Origin of the sequence: Micromonospora sp. NBC_00860, assembly GCF_045207375.1 — a bacterium.
Lineage (GTDB): Bacteria > Actinomycetota > Actinomycetes > Mycobacteriales > Micromonosporaceae > Micromonospora > Micromonospora vinacea.
Map to the genome: position 1 here is coordinate 5020384 of NZ_CP108825.1, position 14731 is coordinate 5035114.

General features: G+C 70.3%; 12 protein-coding genes. 5 read left to right on the forward strand and 7 right to left on the reverse strand.

Features of this window, described 5'->3' with window-relative positions:
• Positions 1-110: 110 nt before the first annotated feature.
• The 5 genes from ftsX to pruA all read right to left on the reverse strand — a co-directional run bounded on the left by ftsX (position 111) and on the right by pruA (position 5416).
• A complete protein-coding gene (gene ftsX / locus OH804_RS23005; protein ID WP_196921232.1) occupies positions 111-986 on the reverse strand; it encodes a permease-like cell division protein FtsX in 876 nt (291 codons plus the stop codon).
• Between the two features lie 67 nt (positions 987-1053).
• The gene (gene ftsE / locus OH804_RS23010; protein ID WP_030331491.1) at positions 1054-1734 is read right to left on the reverse strand and encodes a cell division ATP-binding protein FtsE; all 681 of its coding nucleotides are present in this window, start codon (positions 1732-1734) and stop codon (positions 1054-1056) included.
• Positions 1735-1852: 118 nt separating this feature from the next.
• Positions 1853-2974: a peptide chain release factor 2 gene (gene prfB / locus OH804_RS23015; protein ID WP_196921231.1), complete on the reverse strand. Its 1122-nt coding sequence runs from the start codon at positions 2972-2974 to the stop codon at positions 1853-1855.
• A 121-nt stretch (positions 2975-3095) separates the two neighbouring features.
• Entirely contained in the window at positions 3096-3611 is a 516-nt protein-coding gene (locus tag OH804_RS23020) for a PadR family transcriptional regulator (protein ID WP_196921230.1), read from the reverse strand.
• Between the two features lie 176 nt (positions 3612-3787).
• Complete coding sequence (gene pruA / locus OH804_RS23025) at positions 3788-5416, reverse strand: L-glutamate gamma-semialdehyde dehydrogenase (protein WP_196921229.1); 1629 nt, start codon at positions 5414-5416, stop codon at positions 3788-3790.
• A gap of 291 nt (positions 5417-5707) precedes the next feature.
• On the opposite strand from pruA, the gene OH804_RS23030 reads away from it, so the two are divergent.
• On the forward strand, positions 5708-6856 hold the full coding sequence (locus OH804_RS23030; protein ID WP_406059451.1) for a hypothetical protein: 1149 nt from the start codon (positions 5708-5710) through the stop codon (positions 6854-6856).
• A gap of 78 nt (positions 6857-6934) precedes the next feature.
• Here the strand turns inward: OH804_RS23030 and OH804_RS23035 are convergent, their stop codons facing one another.
• Positions 6935-7444, reverse strand: coding sequence for a DUF6912 family protein (locus tag OH804_RS23035; protein WP_196921228.1), 510 nt, complete (start codon positions 7442-7444; stop codon positions 6935-6937).
• A gap of 216 nt (positions 7445-7660) precedes the next feature.
• Between OH804_RS23035 and OH804_RS23040 the strand changes: the two genes are divergently transcribed.
• Positions 7661-7888, forward strand: coding sequence for a helix-turn-helix domain-containing protein (locus tag OH804_RS23040; RefSeq protein WP_196921227.1), 228 nt, complete (start codon positions 7661-7663; stop codon positions 7886-7888).
• 344 nt (positions 7889-8232) lie between these two features.
• Positions 8233-8829 (forward strand): Rv3235 family protein, encoded by a 597-nt coding sequence (locus OH804_RS23045; protein ID WP_406059453.1) that lies wholly within the window; start codon positions 8233-8235, stop codon positions 8827-8829.
• Positions 8830-9349: 520 nt separating this feature from the next.
• On the opposite strand, the gene secA is transcribed toward OH804_RS23045, so the two are convergent.
• Positions 9350-12277, reverse strand: a complete 2928-nt coding sequence (gene secA, locus OH804_RS23050; protein ID WP_406059455.1) for a preprotein translocase subunit SecA — start codon at positions 12275-12277, stop codon at positions 9350-9352.
• Positions 12278-12445: 168 nt separating this feature from the next.
• Here secA and OH804_RS23055 point away from each other — a divergent pair, with 168 nt between their 5' ends.
• A complete protein-coding gene (locus tag OH804_RS23055) occupies positions 12446-13597 on the forward strand; it encodes a GNAT family N-acetyltransferase (RefSeq protein ID WP_406059457.1) in 1152 nt (383 codons plus the stop codon).
• Positions 13594-14706, forward strand: a complete 1113-nt coding sequence (locus tag OH804_RS23060; RefSeq protein ID WP_406059459.1) for a GNAT family N-acetyltransferase — start codon at positions 13594-13596, stop codon at positions 14704-14706. Before OH804_RS23055 ends, OH804_RS23060 begins: the two co-directional genes overlap by 4 nt.
• Positions 14707-14731 lie beyond the last annotated feature (25 nt).

Genomic DNA, 14731 nt, shown 5'->3' on the forward strand with positions numbered 1-14731 from the left:
CCCCGGCCGGACAACCGATCATGCTACCTGAACGACAAGGACCCTCCCGCGCCGTTTATTTCCGGCCGCGGGAGGGTCCCCGGGAGATGACGGGACGACCCGTACGGTGCCTAGACCCGCAGGTAGAAGCGCAGGGTGATCCAGGCGGTGCCCGCGCTGACCAGACCACCGACGCCGGCCATCAACGGGAAGATGAACAGGATGTCGCCCCAGGTGATCGGCGAGAGCAGACCCTGCAACGCGCTCAACGACCCGTCGAAGAGCAGATACTTCGCCGCGACCAGAGCCACCAGGCCGAGCAGTGAACCGATCAGGCCGGCCACCACGGCCTCCAACACGAACGGCGCCTGGATGAACCAGTTGGACGCGCCGACCAGCTTCATGACCGCTACCTCACGCCGCTTGCTGTACGCGGCCACCTGAATGGTGTTCGCGACAAGCAGCAGGGCGGCGATCGCCATCACGATGGCGGCAGCCAGGGCGATGTTCTGGATCGAGGTGAGGATGTTGAAGATCTTGTCGAGCAGTCGACTCTGGTCGATGATCTCCTCGACGCCCGCCGTGTCCTTGTACTGGTCGTAGACGTCCTTGTACTGCTCCGGGTTGTTCAGCTTGAGCCGGAACGCCTCGGGCAGCTGGTCCGGCTTCACGGCGTTCACCAGGTCCGGCGCGTCCTGGTACATCTCCTTGAAGCGCTTGTACGCCTCGTCCTTGTTGACGTAGAGGACGTCCTTGACCAGGGGGTCACTGTCGAGCTTGGTCTGCAGTTCGGTGCGCTCCTGCTCGGTCACCTCCTGGGTCAAGAAGATCGAGACTTCGATGTTCTTGTAGTAGAGGTCCTTCATGTCGTCGACCTGGCGGTACATGAGACCGCTGGCGCCGAGCATGGTCAGCGAGACCGCCATCGTGATGATCATCGCGATGGACATGGTCACGTTGCGCCACAGTCCGACCAGTACCTCGGACAGGACGTATTTCACGCGCATCGGGATTTCCTCCGGGTCTCCGGCATGAGGTGTTCGTCGTCAGGCTGCGCAGGGGTGGAGCGCCGGCTCACCCGTAGACGCCGCGGGCCTGGTCACGCACGATGCGACCGCTCTCAATCTCAACGACGCGGCGGCGCATCTGGTTCACGATGTTGGAGTCGTGGGTGACCATCACGACGGTCGTGCCGGTGCGATTGATCCGGTCCAGCAGACGCATGATCTCGATCGAGGTGTCCGGGTCCAGGTTTCCGGTGGGCTCGTCCGCCAGCAGGATCAGCGGACGGTTCACGAACGCCCGGGCGACGGCGACCCGCTGCTGCTCACCACCGGAGAGCTCGTGCGGGTAGCGGTGCTCCTTGCCACCGAGCCCGACCAGCTCCAGCACCTCCGGCACGACCCGGCGGGCAACCGCCTTCGTCTTGCCGATCACCTCGAGGGCGAACGCCACGTTCTCGTAGGCGGTGCGGTTGGGCAGCAGCCGGAAGTCCTGGAAGACACAGCCGATCGAACGCCGGAAGTGGGGTCGCTTCCAGGAGCGCATCGACGTGACGTCCTTGCCGTTGACGACGACGCGCCCCTTGTTGGGGGCCACCTCGTGCAGCAGCATTTTGATGATCGTGGACTTGCCGGAGCCGGATGGACCGATGAAGAAGACGAACTCGCCCTTCTCGATCGAGACGGACACGTTGTCGAGCGAAGGCCGGGACGCCTTCGGGTACGTCTTCGTCACTTGCTCAAGCTGAATCACGGGTGGTGAGTCTACGCGGTGTAACAACTGAGCCAAGCCCCACGCCCCGCCGATCCGGCGCGAGTCGTCGAATCAGGCTTCTACCTGGAGATCGACGAAGCGCTCCGCCCGCACCCCGTCACGCACCGTCGCCGGCGAGCTGCCGCTGCTTACGCCAACGGATTCCCGCTTCGATGAAACCGTCCAACTCGCCATCGAAGACCGCGCTCGGATTGCCGGTCTCCTGCTCAGTTCGGAGATCCTTCACCATCTGATACGGGTGCAGGACGTAGGAGCGCATCTGGTCGCCCCACGAGCCGGCCGCGTTCTCCTTGAGCCCTTCGAGCTTGGCCTGCTCCTCCTGGCGCTTGCGCTCCAACAGCCGGGCCTGGAGCACCCGCAGCGCGGAGGCCTTGTTCTGCAGCTGGGACTTCTCGTTCTGGCAGGTCACCACGATGCCGGTCGGGATGTGGGTCAGCCGCACCGCCGAGTCGGTGGTGTTGACGCTCTGCCCACCCGGTCCGGAGGAGCGGTAGACGTCGACCCGTACCTCGTTCTCCGGGATGTCGATGTGGTCGGTCTGCTCGGTGACCGGCAGGACCTCGACGCCCGCGAAGCTGGTCTGCCGACGGCCCTGGTTGTCGAACGGGCTGATCCGGACCAGCCGGTGGGTGCCCGACTCGACGCTGAGCGTGCCGTAGGCGTACGGCACCTTGACCGCGAAGGTGGCCGACTTCAGGCCCGCCTCCTCGGCGTACGAGGTCTCGTAGACCTCGGTCGGGTAGCCGTGCCGCTCCGCCCAGCGCAGGTACATGCGCAGCAGCATCTCGGCGAAGTCCGCCGCGTCCACGCCACCCGCGCCGGCCCGGATGGCGACCAGCGCCTCCCGGGAGTCGTACTCGCCGGAGAGCAGGGTGCGGACCTCCATCTCCTGGATGGCCTTGGTCAGCCCGGTGATCTCCGACTCGACCTCGGTCAGCACGCCCGGGTCGGCCTCCGCCTCGGCAAGCTCCAGCAGCACCTGGGCGTCGTCGAGGCCGGAACGCAGGCTGCCCAGCTTGCTGATCTCGCCGTTGACGTACGACAGCTGCGAGGTCACCGCCTGGGCCTTGGCCTGGTCGTCCCACAGGTCGGGGGCGGAGGCCTCCTGCTCAAGGCGGGCCTTGTCCTCGTGCAGACGGTCGATGTTGAGGACGGCCTCGATGTTTCGCAGGGTCGCGTCGAGTTCCTTGAGCTGTTCGGCGTAATCGGCAGCGGTCACGACAGACAAGCGTACTGCGCGGACGAGGAGTGAGCTTGCGAGCCCCGCAGGTCCGCGCCAAATCGGCCCTGGGCCCTCGGGCGCGGCGCAGCTCGTTCCCTATGCGGGAACCTGTTGATCGTCACCCGACGGGGGCGGACTTCAGCCACGACAGGGCAGCCCGGTGGTAGGCGACGGCGAACTCCAGCGCGCTGGCGTCGTAGGTCTCGCCGTCCCGTTTGGCGTTCTTCACCTGCTCCCGGACCTGCGCGAGGGCCTCGGTGTGGTATTCGTTGGCCGAGGCGTACAGGCCCTTGAGCTGGCTGGCGGAGTGCAGGTTGCCGAACGCCATCCGCAGCGCGATCGGGTTGCGGATGGTGTCCTTCCCCGGGTTCTCCGCGAGCCAGCGGGAAAACGTCCGTTTTCCGCTGGCGGTCAGTGAGTACGGCTGGCTCATCCGCGGACCCGGCTTGCCGAGCCGCACGAAACCCCGCTCAGCCAGCACCGGCAACTCGCGGTACACCTGACTGCGGGTCATCGACCAGTACGGCGCCAGACGGCGCTCAGCGGCGGCCATCAACTGACCGCCTGTCATCGGGCCCTCGTGGAGGAGGCCGAGCAGGGCCGCCGCCGTAGGGTTGACTCCGGAATCCGCCATGCCCACTACGCTGCCACTTTGCGCACCCGGCGTCCAGGATTTGCCAGTTTGCCACCCAACAGGACTTCCTAAGTGCACTGTCGGCGACAGACTGTCCGTTGAGGACTATCGATGGGTTGCGACATTCCGGGCGTCCGCCGGCGGCGCCACGCGCGCCGCCGGCGGGTCGTCGCCGGTCAGCCCATGTGCGGGTACGTGTGGTCGGTCGGCGGCACGAAGGTCTCCTTGATCGTCCGCGGGGAGACCCAGCGGACCAGGTTGAGCCAGGAGCCGGCCTTGTCGTTGGTGCCGCTGGCGCGGGCGCCACCGAAGGGCTGCTGCCCGACCACCGCGCCGGTCGGCTTGTCGTTGATGTAGAAGTTGCCGGCCGCGTACCGCATCCGCTCGCCGACCGACTCGACGACCCGGCGGTCGGTGGCGAACACCGAGCCGGTCAGGGCGTACGGGGCGATCGACTCGGCCTGCGCGACCACCTCGTCGAAACGGGCGTCGTCGAACACGTGCACGCCCAGGATCGGCCCGAAGTACTCGGTGGTGAAGGTCTCGTGGGCGGCGTCGCCGCACTCGAAGAGCGTCGGCCGCACGAAGTAGCCGACCGAGTCGTCGGCGGTGCCACCGGCCAGCACCCGGCAGCTGTCGTCGCCGGCGATCAGCTCCAGCGCGGCGGTGTGCCGGGCGAACGCCTTGTCGTCGATCACGGCGCCGCCGAAGTTGCTGAAGTCGGCCACGTCGCCGTAGGTCAGCGAGTCGGCGGTGGCGGCCAGGCGGTCCCGCAGCCCACCCTCCCAGATCGAGCGCGGCACGTACGCCCGGGAGGCCGCCGAGCACTTCTGGCCCTGGTACTCGTACGCGCCACGGATCAGCGCGGTGTGCAGAGCGTCCACGTCGGCGCTGGTGTGCGCGACGACGAAGTCCTTGCCGCCGGTCTCGCCGACCAGACGCGGGTAGCCCCGGTACCGGGCGATGTTGTCGCCCACCGTCCGCCACAACTGCTGGAAGACCTTCGTCGAACCGGTGAAGTGGATGCCGGCCAGCTCCGGGTCGGCGAGCACGACGTCGGAGACCTCCTCGCCCCGGCCGGTGACCATGTTGATCACGCCGGGCGGCAGGCCGGCGGCCTCGAACAGCCGCATGGTGAAGTGCGCGGCGAACTGCTGGGTCGGGCCCGGCTTCCAGACCACAGTGTTGCCCAGCAGGGCCGGCGCCGACGGCAGGTTGCCGGCGATGGCGGTGAAGTTGAACGGGGTCACCGCGTAGACGAAGCCCTCCAGCGGGCGATGGTCGAAACGGTTCCACACCCCGGGCGAGGACGCCGGCTGCTCCTCGAGCAGGCGACGCGCGAAGTGCACGTTGAACCGCAGGAAGTCGATGAACTCGCACGCCGCGTCGATCTCCGCCTGGATCGCGGTCTTCGACTGGCCGAGCATCGTGGCGGCGTTGAGGGTGTCGCGCCAGGGCCCGGCGAGCAGCTCGGCGGCACGCAGGAAGATCGCGGCGCGCTCCTCGAAGGGCAGCGCCCGCCACATCGGCGCGGCGTCCTTGGCGGCCTTGGTGGCGGCACGCGCGTCGTCGTGGGTGGCGTGCCCGGTCACACCCAGCACGTGGGCGTGCTTGTGCGGCTGCACCACGTTGATCGGGTCACCGCCGGCCATCCGCTGCTCACCGCCGATGGTCATCGGCAGGTCGATGCGCTCGGCGGCGAGCTCGGTCAGCCGCCGCTGGAGCCGGTCCCGGTCGGGGCTGCCCGGCTCGTAGTTGCGAACCGGCTCGTTGCGCGGCTCGGGAACGGAGAACACGGCATCCATCAAGGCTCCTGGCGATCTCGACAGCGGTGGCGAAACCGGACCCGCGGGCACCGACCGGACGGCCGGACACCGGACGCCGCACGGGAGGCCGAGCAGCGGCGGGACCTCCCGTGATTCTCCCATGACGGGCCGCACGGCCCACCTCCGCCACCGCCCTGCGCCAAGGACCGCCCCACCCCTCCTCCCCTTACCGACCGGTCTCGATCCGTCCCGCCGTCCCGGGGCGACAGGCAGCCCAGCGGGCCCGCGTACCCTGAATGGTCGGTGACCTGCCGCCTCGAAGGGGAGACGATGACCAAGCAGCCCGGCCGCGTCCCGGCCGCCGAGTCGGACGAGCCCGCGGTCGACGCGGCCAGTACCGGCAGTCGGCCGTTGCCCGCGCCCGGCGCCGCAGTGCTCGCGCTGCTGGCGCTCGGCTGGCTGGCCGCCATGCTCTGGTCCACCCGGGAGGCCATCACCTCGGCGGCGGCCGGGGTCACCGCGATCAGCCTCTCCGCGTTCGCCCTGCCCGGCGTGATCTCGGCCGCGCTGGTGGCCGGGGCGGCCGTCGCGCTGGCCGGTGGAAACCTGCTGGCCCGCCGGTACGGCGACTGGGCCACCCTGCGATTCGCCGGGGCGATCGGCGGCGGAATGCTGGTCGGCCTCGCTGCCGCGGTGGCGATCAACCTCACCTACTTCGACACGTCCACCACCAACGTGATCGCCGGCACCACGGCCGCCGCGGCGATCATCGGTGGCGCGCTGGCCGCTGCGCGGACCGCCCCGGCGATCGGCGCCGTGGTCACCGCCGCACTGGGCACGTTGATCTTCGTGGTCGCGTTCAGCCGCGCCCGGGACCCGCTGTTCGACCTCTTCGGTGCTGGCGACAGCCAAGAATCGTTGATCAACGCGGCCAAGTGGGTGTCCCGCACCGAATCGCTCGTCGCCGGGCTACTGGCTGGGCTACTGGCCTTCGGCTACCTGACCTGGGCACGGCGTCGAGCCGTCCGCCGCGATCCCGAGACCCCGGCGCTGCGCTGGCCGGCGTACCTGCTCGCCGGCGCCGGCCCTGGGCTCCTCCTGCTGCTCGCCGAGGTGATCATCCGGATCGGCGGCCGGTCCCTGCTCGACCTCGCCAGCGCGCTCAGCGAGGCGGACGCGGTGGCGCAGACCTCGCTGGGCACCTCGCGGGTGGACAACGGCATCTGGGTGCTCTTCGTGGGGGCGCTGACCGCGCTCATCGCGTTCGGCCGCACGCTCAGCCCGACCCACACCGACGACGACGAACCAGTCGACAGCCCGAGCCCCGTCGCAGACCAGGTCGACCCGGAGGACGACAAGCCGGGCTACGCCAAGGCGTTCGACGCGGAGCCAGCCGAGACGTTCGACGCCGACGCTGCCGAGACCTTCGACGGGGAGCCGGCCAAGGCGAAGCCCGCCAAGGCGGATCCGACCCGCTGACGACGGGCCGGGGGCCGGTGTCCGGCTCAGGCTGCCGGGGCCGGTGTCCGGCTCAGGCTGCCGGGGCCGGTGTCCGGCTCAGTCGCTCGCGCGTAGCAGCTGGTCCAGCTCCGTCACGTCGTACCACTCCAACTCGTGGTCCTCGGCGCTGTCGACGGTGAACTGGGCGTCCGGGTCACCGGCTGCCGCCTCGGCCACCACGTCGGCCGCCGCGCCGACCTCGTCGACCGCGTCAACGCCGTCCACGTGGATGGCCGCGACGGCACCCACCGGCACGGTGTCGATCAGCGACACCGTGCTGGAGCCCAGCTCACCGTCACCGCGTCCGACCGCGCCCGACGGCAGGTCGACCGAGACGACGACGCGACGGCGGGGAGCCTTCGGGTCGGCGCGGAGAAGGTGCAGGGCGTCCTGGGCAGCCCGGGTGAACGCGACGTACTCCAACTCCTCCTCGTCACCCTCGGCGTACCACTCGCGCAGCGCCGGGGTGACGGCGTGCGCCTGCTCGGCGGCCAGCCCCTCGTCACGCAGCCGGGCCAGCATCGGTACGGTCGCCGGCACGTACACCCGGACAAGCTCGTCGGTCACCGGTCGTCTCCCCGCGTCGTCCTCCACCGGCGGCCGCCGGCACGGGCGCAGATCATGCCGCACGCCGTGACCGTCATACACCCCGCCTCCGGCCGGAGGAAGTTCCCAGCCGGTGTGTCCCCCGTGGTTGGCCTGCCACCGACCCGGGCTGGATGCTGGGCGGTCGGGGCTGTCGGTGGCAAACTGAGCCAAACGACATCAACCCCGGGAGTTCCTGTGGAGCCGAGGTTCCTGCTGCTCTCCGACGTGGCCACTGAGCTCAACGTGTCGGACTCGCAGGTCTACCACATGGTGCGCAGCGGCGAACTGCCGGCGATCAAGATCGGCGGGCGCGGTCAGTGGCGCGTCGAGCGCGCTCGCCTGGAAGAGTACATAGCGCGCAAATACCACGAAACCGCAGACTGGGTGCAGAGCAACCCGCTGGTCGACCGCGACCCGGAGTAGCAGAGCCCCAGCCCACCGGCCTTACGTTGCCCGGCCCGCCTGGCCTTGACCTGCCCGCCGGGCCGGCCCGCCCGACTGGGACCCGCCGCGCCTCGCCCGCCCTGCCTGGCCTTGTCCGTTCGCCCGGCCCAGGTCCGCCCACTCGCCAGCCCGCGCATGATCCACTCGGCTGTGCGGAAGTCGGGGTGTTGGGGCTGCTCGGATACCACGACATCAAGGAACGCGAGTGGATCATGCGCCTTGCCGCACGTCGGCCGCCACGAAGCCATTGACCGAGGCCGCTCCGTCGCTCAGAATCGAGCTTGTCGGAGGCAAACGAAGGTAAACGCAAGATCAAGGGGGCCATGATGAGCGGAGCGCGACCCGGTCCTTCCCGACCGCCCGTACGGCTGCGCCCCGTCCCACCCTTCGACCCGCCATACCTTGACGAGACCGACGGGTCGTACTGGCCGGCACTGACCGACGGTCAGCTCGCCCTCGACCTGTTCGCTGCCACCCGAGCCGACCCGGTCCGACCGCCAGTGCGGCGAGCAGTGCTGCGACCAGTGCCTGACCGGTCCCCCACCACCCACCCGGCCGCTTCGTTGCCGCCGGCGACCGCTCCGGAAACCACCCGAGCCGCCCACCGCTTCGTCGGCACCTGCGTGGAGGTGGTCAACGGCTACCGTTCGCCGACTCAAGTGCGAGCGCTGCTCGACCCGGCCCGAGCGGGCGACCTGCTGGCCGAACTCGCCCGCGCGTCCGGCCGGGCCGGAACATCGCGCCGCCGTACCAGCCGGCCACTGGTCCGCCTCCTACGCCTGCGAGTCTGCGAGCCCCGGGAGGCCGCAGTGGAGGCGGCAGCTGTCCTCACCGGTGCGGGCGGTCGAAGTTGGGCGATGGCCCTGCGCCTCGAGCATCGCCGGGGTCGCTGGCTATGCACTGCCCTACACGTGCTCTGACCACACCACCAGGGCCGATCACCCCGGCCAGGCCCAGCCTGCCGGAACACCCCGGGCCGGGCCGGGCCGAGCCCGAGCCGGGCCGAGCCCGAGCCGGGCCGAGCCCGGGCCGGGCCGAGCCCGGGCCGGGCCGAGCCCGAGCCCGAGCCGAGCCGGGCCGGGCCGAGCCGGAGCAAAGCCGGGCCGAGCCGGGCCCGACCGGACCGGCGCGGACCGAGCCGCACCGGACAGCACCGGGCCGAGCCGGACCGCACCGGGCGAGCCGGGCCGCACCGGGCCGAGCCGGAGCGGCGAGACCGGTTGATCCACTCCGGTTTCAGGAAAGCGCGCTATCCGGCTGCCGCTGACCCCGCGCTTTCCTGAAAGGCGAGTTGATCTGGGGTGCCGGCCTCCGCGCATGCCAGGAAAAGCGCCGAGATGGGCGGTTTGTCAGGCAGGTGGGGCTGGAAGACACCGACGGGCCCCGGCCTGTTCGGCCGGGACCCGTCGGTGCAGACGCTGTCAGTGCAGACGCTGTTGGTCAGTTGCCGCCATTGGGAGCGCCGTGGCAGCGCTTGTACTTGCGGCCCGAGCCACACGGGCACGGCGCGTTGCGGGACGGGCCGTTGCTCGCCTCCGCCTGGTTCGGTGCCGGGCGACGGGCGGCGGACGACGGAACAGCTGGGCCACGCAGGCCCGAGGCCGGCCGCTGCGGCGCGGACGGTGCGGTCCGCCCCGGTGCCGCCGGGGCACCCGGAGCCGGGCGACCCACACCGAGCGCCGGAGCCTGCTGCTCGGCCTGCTCCACAGCGACGGCACCCGGGCTGGCCTCACCGTCGATGGTGGGCGCGGAGTATTGCAGCCCCTGCCGACGCGGTGCCTGGTTGAGGCCCTTGGCGCGGATCTCCACCGGCTTGTCGAGCAGCGTGACCTCGTCGGCGCCCGCCTCCGGCTCGGGTTCGGTCACCTGGACGTCGACGTTGTAGAGGAAGCCGACGGTCTCCTCCTTGATGCCGTCCATCATGGTGGCGAACATGTCGAAGCCCTCGCGCTGGTATTCCACCACCGGGTCGCGCTGGGCGTACGCCCGGAGGTTGATGCCCTCCTGGAGGTAGTCCATCTCGTAGAGGTGCTCGCGCCACTTACGGTCGATGACCTGGAGCAGCACCATCCGCTCGAGCTGGCGCACCCCCTCGGTGCCGAGCTGCTCCTCACGCCGGTCGTACGCGGCGTTGGCGTCCTCCTTGAGGCGGGCCACCAGGAAGTCGGCGTCCATGCCGGCCCGCGAGCCGCCGGCCTCCTCCTCCAACTCCTCGATCGTCACACCGACCGGGTAGAGCTGCTTGAGGCTGGACCAGAGCTGCTCAAGGTCCCAGTCTTCGCCGTAGCCGTCGGAGGTGGCCCCCCGGACGTACGCCTCGACGGTGTCGTCGATCATGTTGCGGACCTGGTCGGAGAGGTCCTCCCCGTTGAGCACCCGGAGCCGCTCGGCGTAGACGACCTGGCGCTGTTTGTTGAGCACCTCGTCGTACTTGAGGACGTTCTTGCGGATCTCGGCGTTCTGGCCCTCGATCTGGGCCTGGGCGCTCTTGATCTGCCGGGTGACCATCTTCGACTCGATGGGCACGTCCTCCGGGATGTTGAAGCGCTCCATCACCGCCTCGACCGCCCCGGCCCGGAAGCGCCGCATCAGCTCGTCCTGCAGGGATAGGTAGAAACGGGACTCGCCCGGGTCACCCTGCCGGCCGGCGCGACCGCGCAGCTGGTTGTCGATCCGCCGGGACTCGTGCCGCTCGGTGCCCAGCACGTAGAGGCCACCGGCGGCGGAGACCTCGTCCGCCTCGGCGTCGCAGGCCTGCTTCCAGGTGGGAAGGACCTCCTCCATCGCCTTGGCGTACTCTTCCTCGTTTTCCAGCGGGTCGAGGCCGCGCTGGCGCAGCTCGTTCGCGGCGAGGAACTCGGGGTTGCCGCCGAGCAGGATGTCGGTGCCACGGCCGGCCATGTTGGTCGCCACGGTGACCGCGCCCTTACGCCCGGCCTGGGCGACGATCTCGGCCTCCCGCGCGTGGAACTTGGCGTTCAGCACGTTGTGCGGGATGCCGCGGCGGCGCAGCAACTGGGAGAGGATCTCGGAGTTTTCCACCGAGACGGTGCCCACCAGCACCGGCTGGCCCATCTGGTGCCGCTCGGCGATGTCCTCGATGACGGCGTTGAACTTGGCCTTCTCCGTCTTGTAGATGACGTCCGGCCGGTCCTCGCGAACCATCGGGCGGTGGGTCGGAATGGTCACGACGCCGACCTTGTAGACCTTGTTGAACTCGCTCGCCTCGGTCTGCGCCGTACCGGTCATGCCGGACAGCTTCTCGTAGAGGCGGAAGTAGTTCTGGAGGGTGATGGTGGCCAGGGTCTGGTTCTCCTGCTTGATCTCCACCCCCTCCTTGGCCTCGATCGCCTGGTGCATGCCCTCGTTGTAGCGACGGCCGTGCAGGATGCGGCCGGTGAACTCGTCGACGATCAGGACCTCACCGTCGCTGACGATGTAGTCCTTGTCGCGCTTGTAGAGCTCCTTGGCCTTGATGGCGTTGTTGAGGTAGCCGACCAGCGGGGTGTTCACCGACTCGTACAGGTTGTCGATGCCGAGCCGGTCCTCGACCTTGGCGACGCCCCGCTCGGTCACCGCGATGGTGCGCTTGGAGTGGTCGACCTCGTAGTCGCCCTCGCCGTCGGTGCCGGGCTGGAGCCGGGCCACCACGCCGGCGAACTCGCCGTACCAGCGGGCCGAGTGCTCGGCCGGGCCGGAGATGATCAGCGGGGTGCGGGCCTCGTCGATCAGGATGGAGTCGACCTCGTCGACCACAGCGAAGTTGTGCCCGCGCTGCACCAGCTCGTCCTTCGACCAGGCCATGTTGTCGCGCAGGTAGTCGAAGCCGAACTCGTTGTTGGTGCCGTAGGTGATGTCGCACTCGTAGGCGGCCTTGTGCTCGCTGGCCGGCCGGTTGGGCAGCACCACGCCGACGGTCAGCCCGAGGAACTCGTGCACCCGGCCCATCCACGCCGCGTCACGCTGGGCGAGGTAGTCGTTGACCGTGATCACGTGGACGCCCTTGCCGGAGAGCGCGTTGAGGTAGACGGCCATGACCGAGGTCAGCGTCTTACCCTCACCGGTCTTCATCTCGGCGATGTTGCCGAAGTGCAGCGCCGCGCCGCCCATCACCTGGACGTCGTACGGGCGCTGGCCGAGCACCCTGGCGGCCGCCTCGCGGGCCACCGCGAACGCCTCCGGCAGCAGGTCATCGAGGGTTTCGCCCTCGTCGAGCCGCTCCCGGAACTGTTCGGTCATGCCGGCCAGTTCCTCGTCGGTGAGGTTGACGTAGTCGTCCTCGATCGAGCTGACGGCGGCGGCGATGGCCTTGAGCCGGCGCACCATGCGGCCCTCGCCCGCGTTAAGGACCTTTTCCAGAATCGACACGGATCAACGCTCCCCTAGACAGTCTCGAACCATCGTAGGCGCTCCATCGGCGCGATGGTCACTGGTGGCGGTGCTCGACCCCGCAGAACCCGACATAACTCGCGTCCCTCGCCCGCCCCGAACGTTATCCGGTTACGCCGTCGGCGAACGCTGCGGCAGGATGCACGAGTGGAGCCCGTGGAGATCATCGAGGACGGCGTGCTGCTGCGGCCCTGGCGAGAGACGGATGCCGAGGCCGTGCACCGAGCCTGCCAGGACCCGGACATTCAGCGCTGGACCACCGTACCGCGCCCGTACCTACCGGAACACGCTCACGGATTTGTCACCGAGATGAGCCGGGACGCCTGGGCCGAGGGGACCGGGGCACCGTTCGCTGTGTGCGACCCGGGCACCGGGGAACTGCTGGGCTCCTGCGGACTGATCTCGATCGACGAGAACGGCACCGGTGAGGTCGGCTACTGGACGGCGCCCTGGGCACGGCGTCGGGGCCTGATGGTCCGGGCCACCCGGGCGGTGGCCCGCTGGTCCTTCGACACCCTCGGGCTTCGTCGGCTTCTCTGGCAGGCCGAGGTGGGCAACCACGCCTCGCGGTTGGTGGCCCTCCGGGCCGGTTTCCGGATCGACGGCCGGTTGCGGCTGGCCAACCCGGCACTGCACGGCGGCGCGGACGGCTGGATCGGCTCGCTGCTGCCCGGCGAGGTGCCGGCCGCCGGTTCGACCGGGCCGGCCGGACCGGGCACCCTCGCCGCCCGGCGGGCCGCCGTCTTCGGCCGCCCGCAGCCCGTTCTGTTCGCCGAATCCAAGGCCGGCGAGCTGCGTCTGCGGCCCATGGAGGAGCAGGATCTGGACGCCGTGGTGCAGACCTCCCGGGATCCGGAAACCATCCGCTGGACGACAGTGCCGGACCCGTACGAGCGCGCGGACGCGCAGGGCTACCAGGCTTACGGGCGGGACGCCTGGGCTCGGGGGGACGCCGCCTGCTTCGTGATCGCCGACCCCGACGACCGGTACGCGGGCACGCTCGACCTGCGGCTCTCCCCCGCCGACCCGCTGGTGGCCGACGTCGGCTTCGTGACCGCGCCGACGGCCCGGGGTCGGGGCTATCTACCCGCCGCGCTGGTCGCGCTCAGCGCCTGGGGCTTCAGCACGTTGGGCCTGGCGCGGATCGAGTGGAAGGCGAACGTGGGCAACACCGCCTCCCGCCGGGCGGCGGAGAAGGCGGGCTTCCTGATCGAGGGGACCGCCCGGGGCGGTGTGCAGCACCGGGGCGAACGGGTGGACGTGTGGGTCGGTGCGCTTCTCGCCAAGGATCTCGGATGATCCCGCGGCCGGTCGTCGAGGCGCACGGGGTACGGCTGCGCCCGTTCCGCGCCGAGGACAGCGCCGACGTGGTCGACGGCTGCGCGGACGCGCTGACCCAACGGTTCGTGTCGAACCTGCCGACGCCGTACACCGAGACCGATGCCCGCTGGTGGATCGACGTCGGCGCCCCGGCGGCCTGGACCGGTGGTGGCACGGCGTACGCCGTCGCGGATCCCGCGACCGATCGCCTGCTCGGCGCTGTGGGGTTGAACAACCCGGTGCCCGCCCGGGGTCAGTTGGAGATCGGCTACTGGATGCGGCCGGTGGCGCGCGGGCGCGGGGTGGCCACCGCGGCGACCCGCGCGCTGAGCGAGCACGCGTTCGCCGCCGGAACGGCTCGGCTGGAGTTGCTCACCGAACCGGAGAACGGCCCGAGCCAGCGGGTCGCGTTGGCCGCCGGCTTCCGCTACGAGGGTCTGCGCCGGTCGGCCGGTGCGTCCCGCGACGGGGGCCGGCACGATCTGCTGGCCTGGGTACGCGTCGCCGGTGACCCGTCCGGCCCGACCGCCCGACTGCTGCCTGACCTGCCCGGCGGGGTGCTCACCGACGAGGTGGTGGCGCTGCGCCCGCTCGCGGCGGACGACGCGGCGCTGATGTACCGGCTGCACAGCCGACCCGAGGTGGTGGCGAACCAGGCGCCGCCGGTGCCGCCGACGCGCGAGGCGATGGAGCGGCGTTGTCGTCTCGCGGAGAGCGGGTGGCTGACCGGCGACATCGCCCGGCTGCTGATCACCGACGTGGCCAGCGGGGAGCCCGTGGGCAGTTGCGGCTTGTCGTACACCGATGTGGCCGCTGGCGAGGCGTCGGTGGGCTACGCGTTGCTGCCCGAGTGGCGCGGCCGGGGGTACGCGACGCGGGCGGTCCGCCTGCTCGCGGAGTGGGCGTTCGGCGCGGCAGGTGTCGCCCGGCTCTCGGCCGGCACGGTGCCGGACAACACCGCGTCGCACCGGGTGCTGGAGCGGGTCGGTTTCCGGCGCGAGGCCCTTCAGCGCGGCCGGCTGCCCGGTCTGGCCGGCGCCCGTCTGGACGATCTGACCTTCGCGCTGCTCCCCGCCGACCTCCGTTGACGGATCATGGAGTTGTGGTGGGAGT

Excerpts from the sequence above, each read along its gene's own strand:
- ftsX (WP_196921232.1), bottom strand. The coding sequence starts at position 986 with ATGCGCGTGAAATACGTCCTGTCCGAGGTACTGGTCGGACTGTGGCGC.
- OH804_RS23020 (WP_196921230.1), bottom strand. The coding sequence starts at position 3,611 with ATGGCGGATTCCGGAGTCAACCCTACGGCGGCGGCCCTGCTCGGCCTC.
- pruA (WP_196921229.1), bottom strand. The coding sequence starts at position 5,416 with ATGGATGCCGTGTTCTCCGTTCCCGAGCCGCGCAACGAGCCGGTTCGC.
- OH804_RS23030 (WP_406059451.1), top strand. The coding sequence starts at position 5,708 with ATGACCAAGCAGCCCGGCCGCGTCCCGGCCGCCGAGTCGGACGAGCCC.
- OH804_RS23045 (WP_406059453.1), top strand. The coding sequence starts at position 8,233 with ATGATGAGCGGAGCGCGACCCGGTCCTTCCCGACCGCCCGTACGGCTG.
- OH804_RS23060 (WP_406059459.1), top strand. The coding sequence starts at position 13,594 with ATGATCCCGCGGCCGGTCGTCGAGGCGCACGGGGTACGGCTGCGCCCG.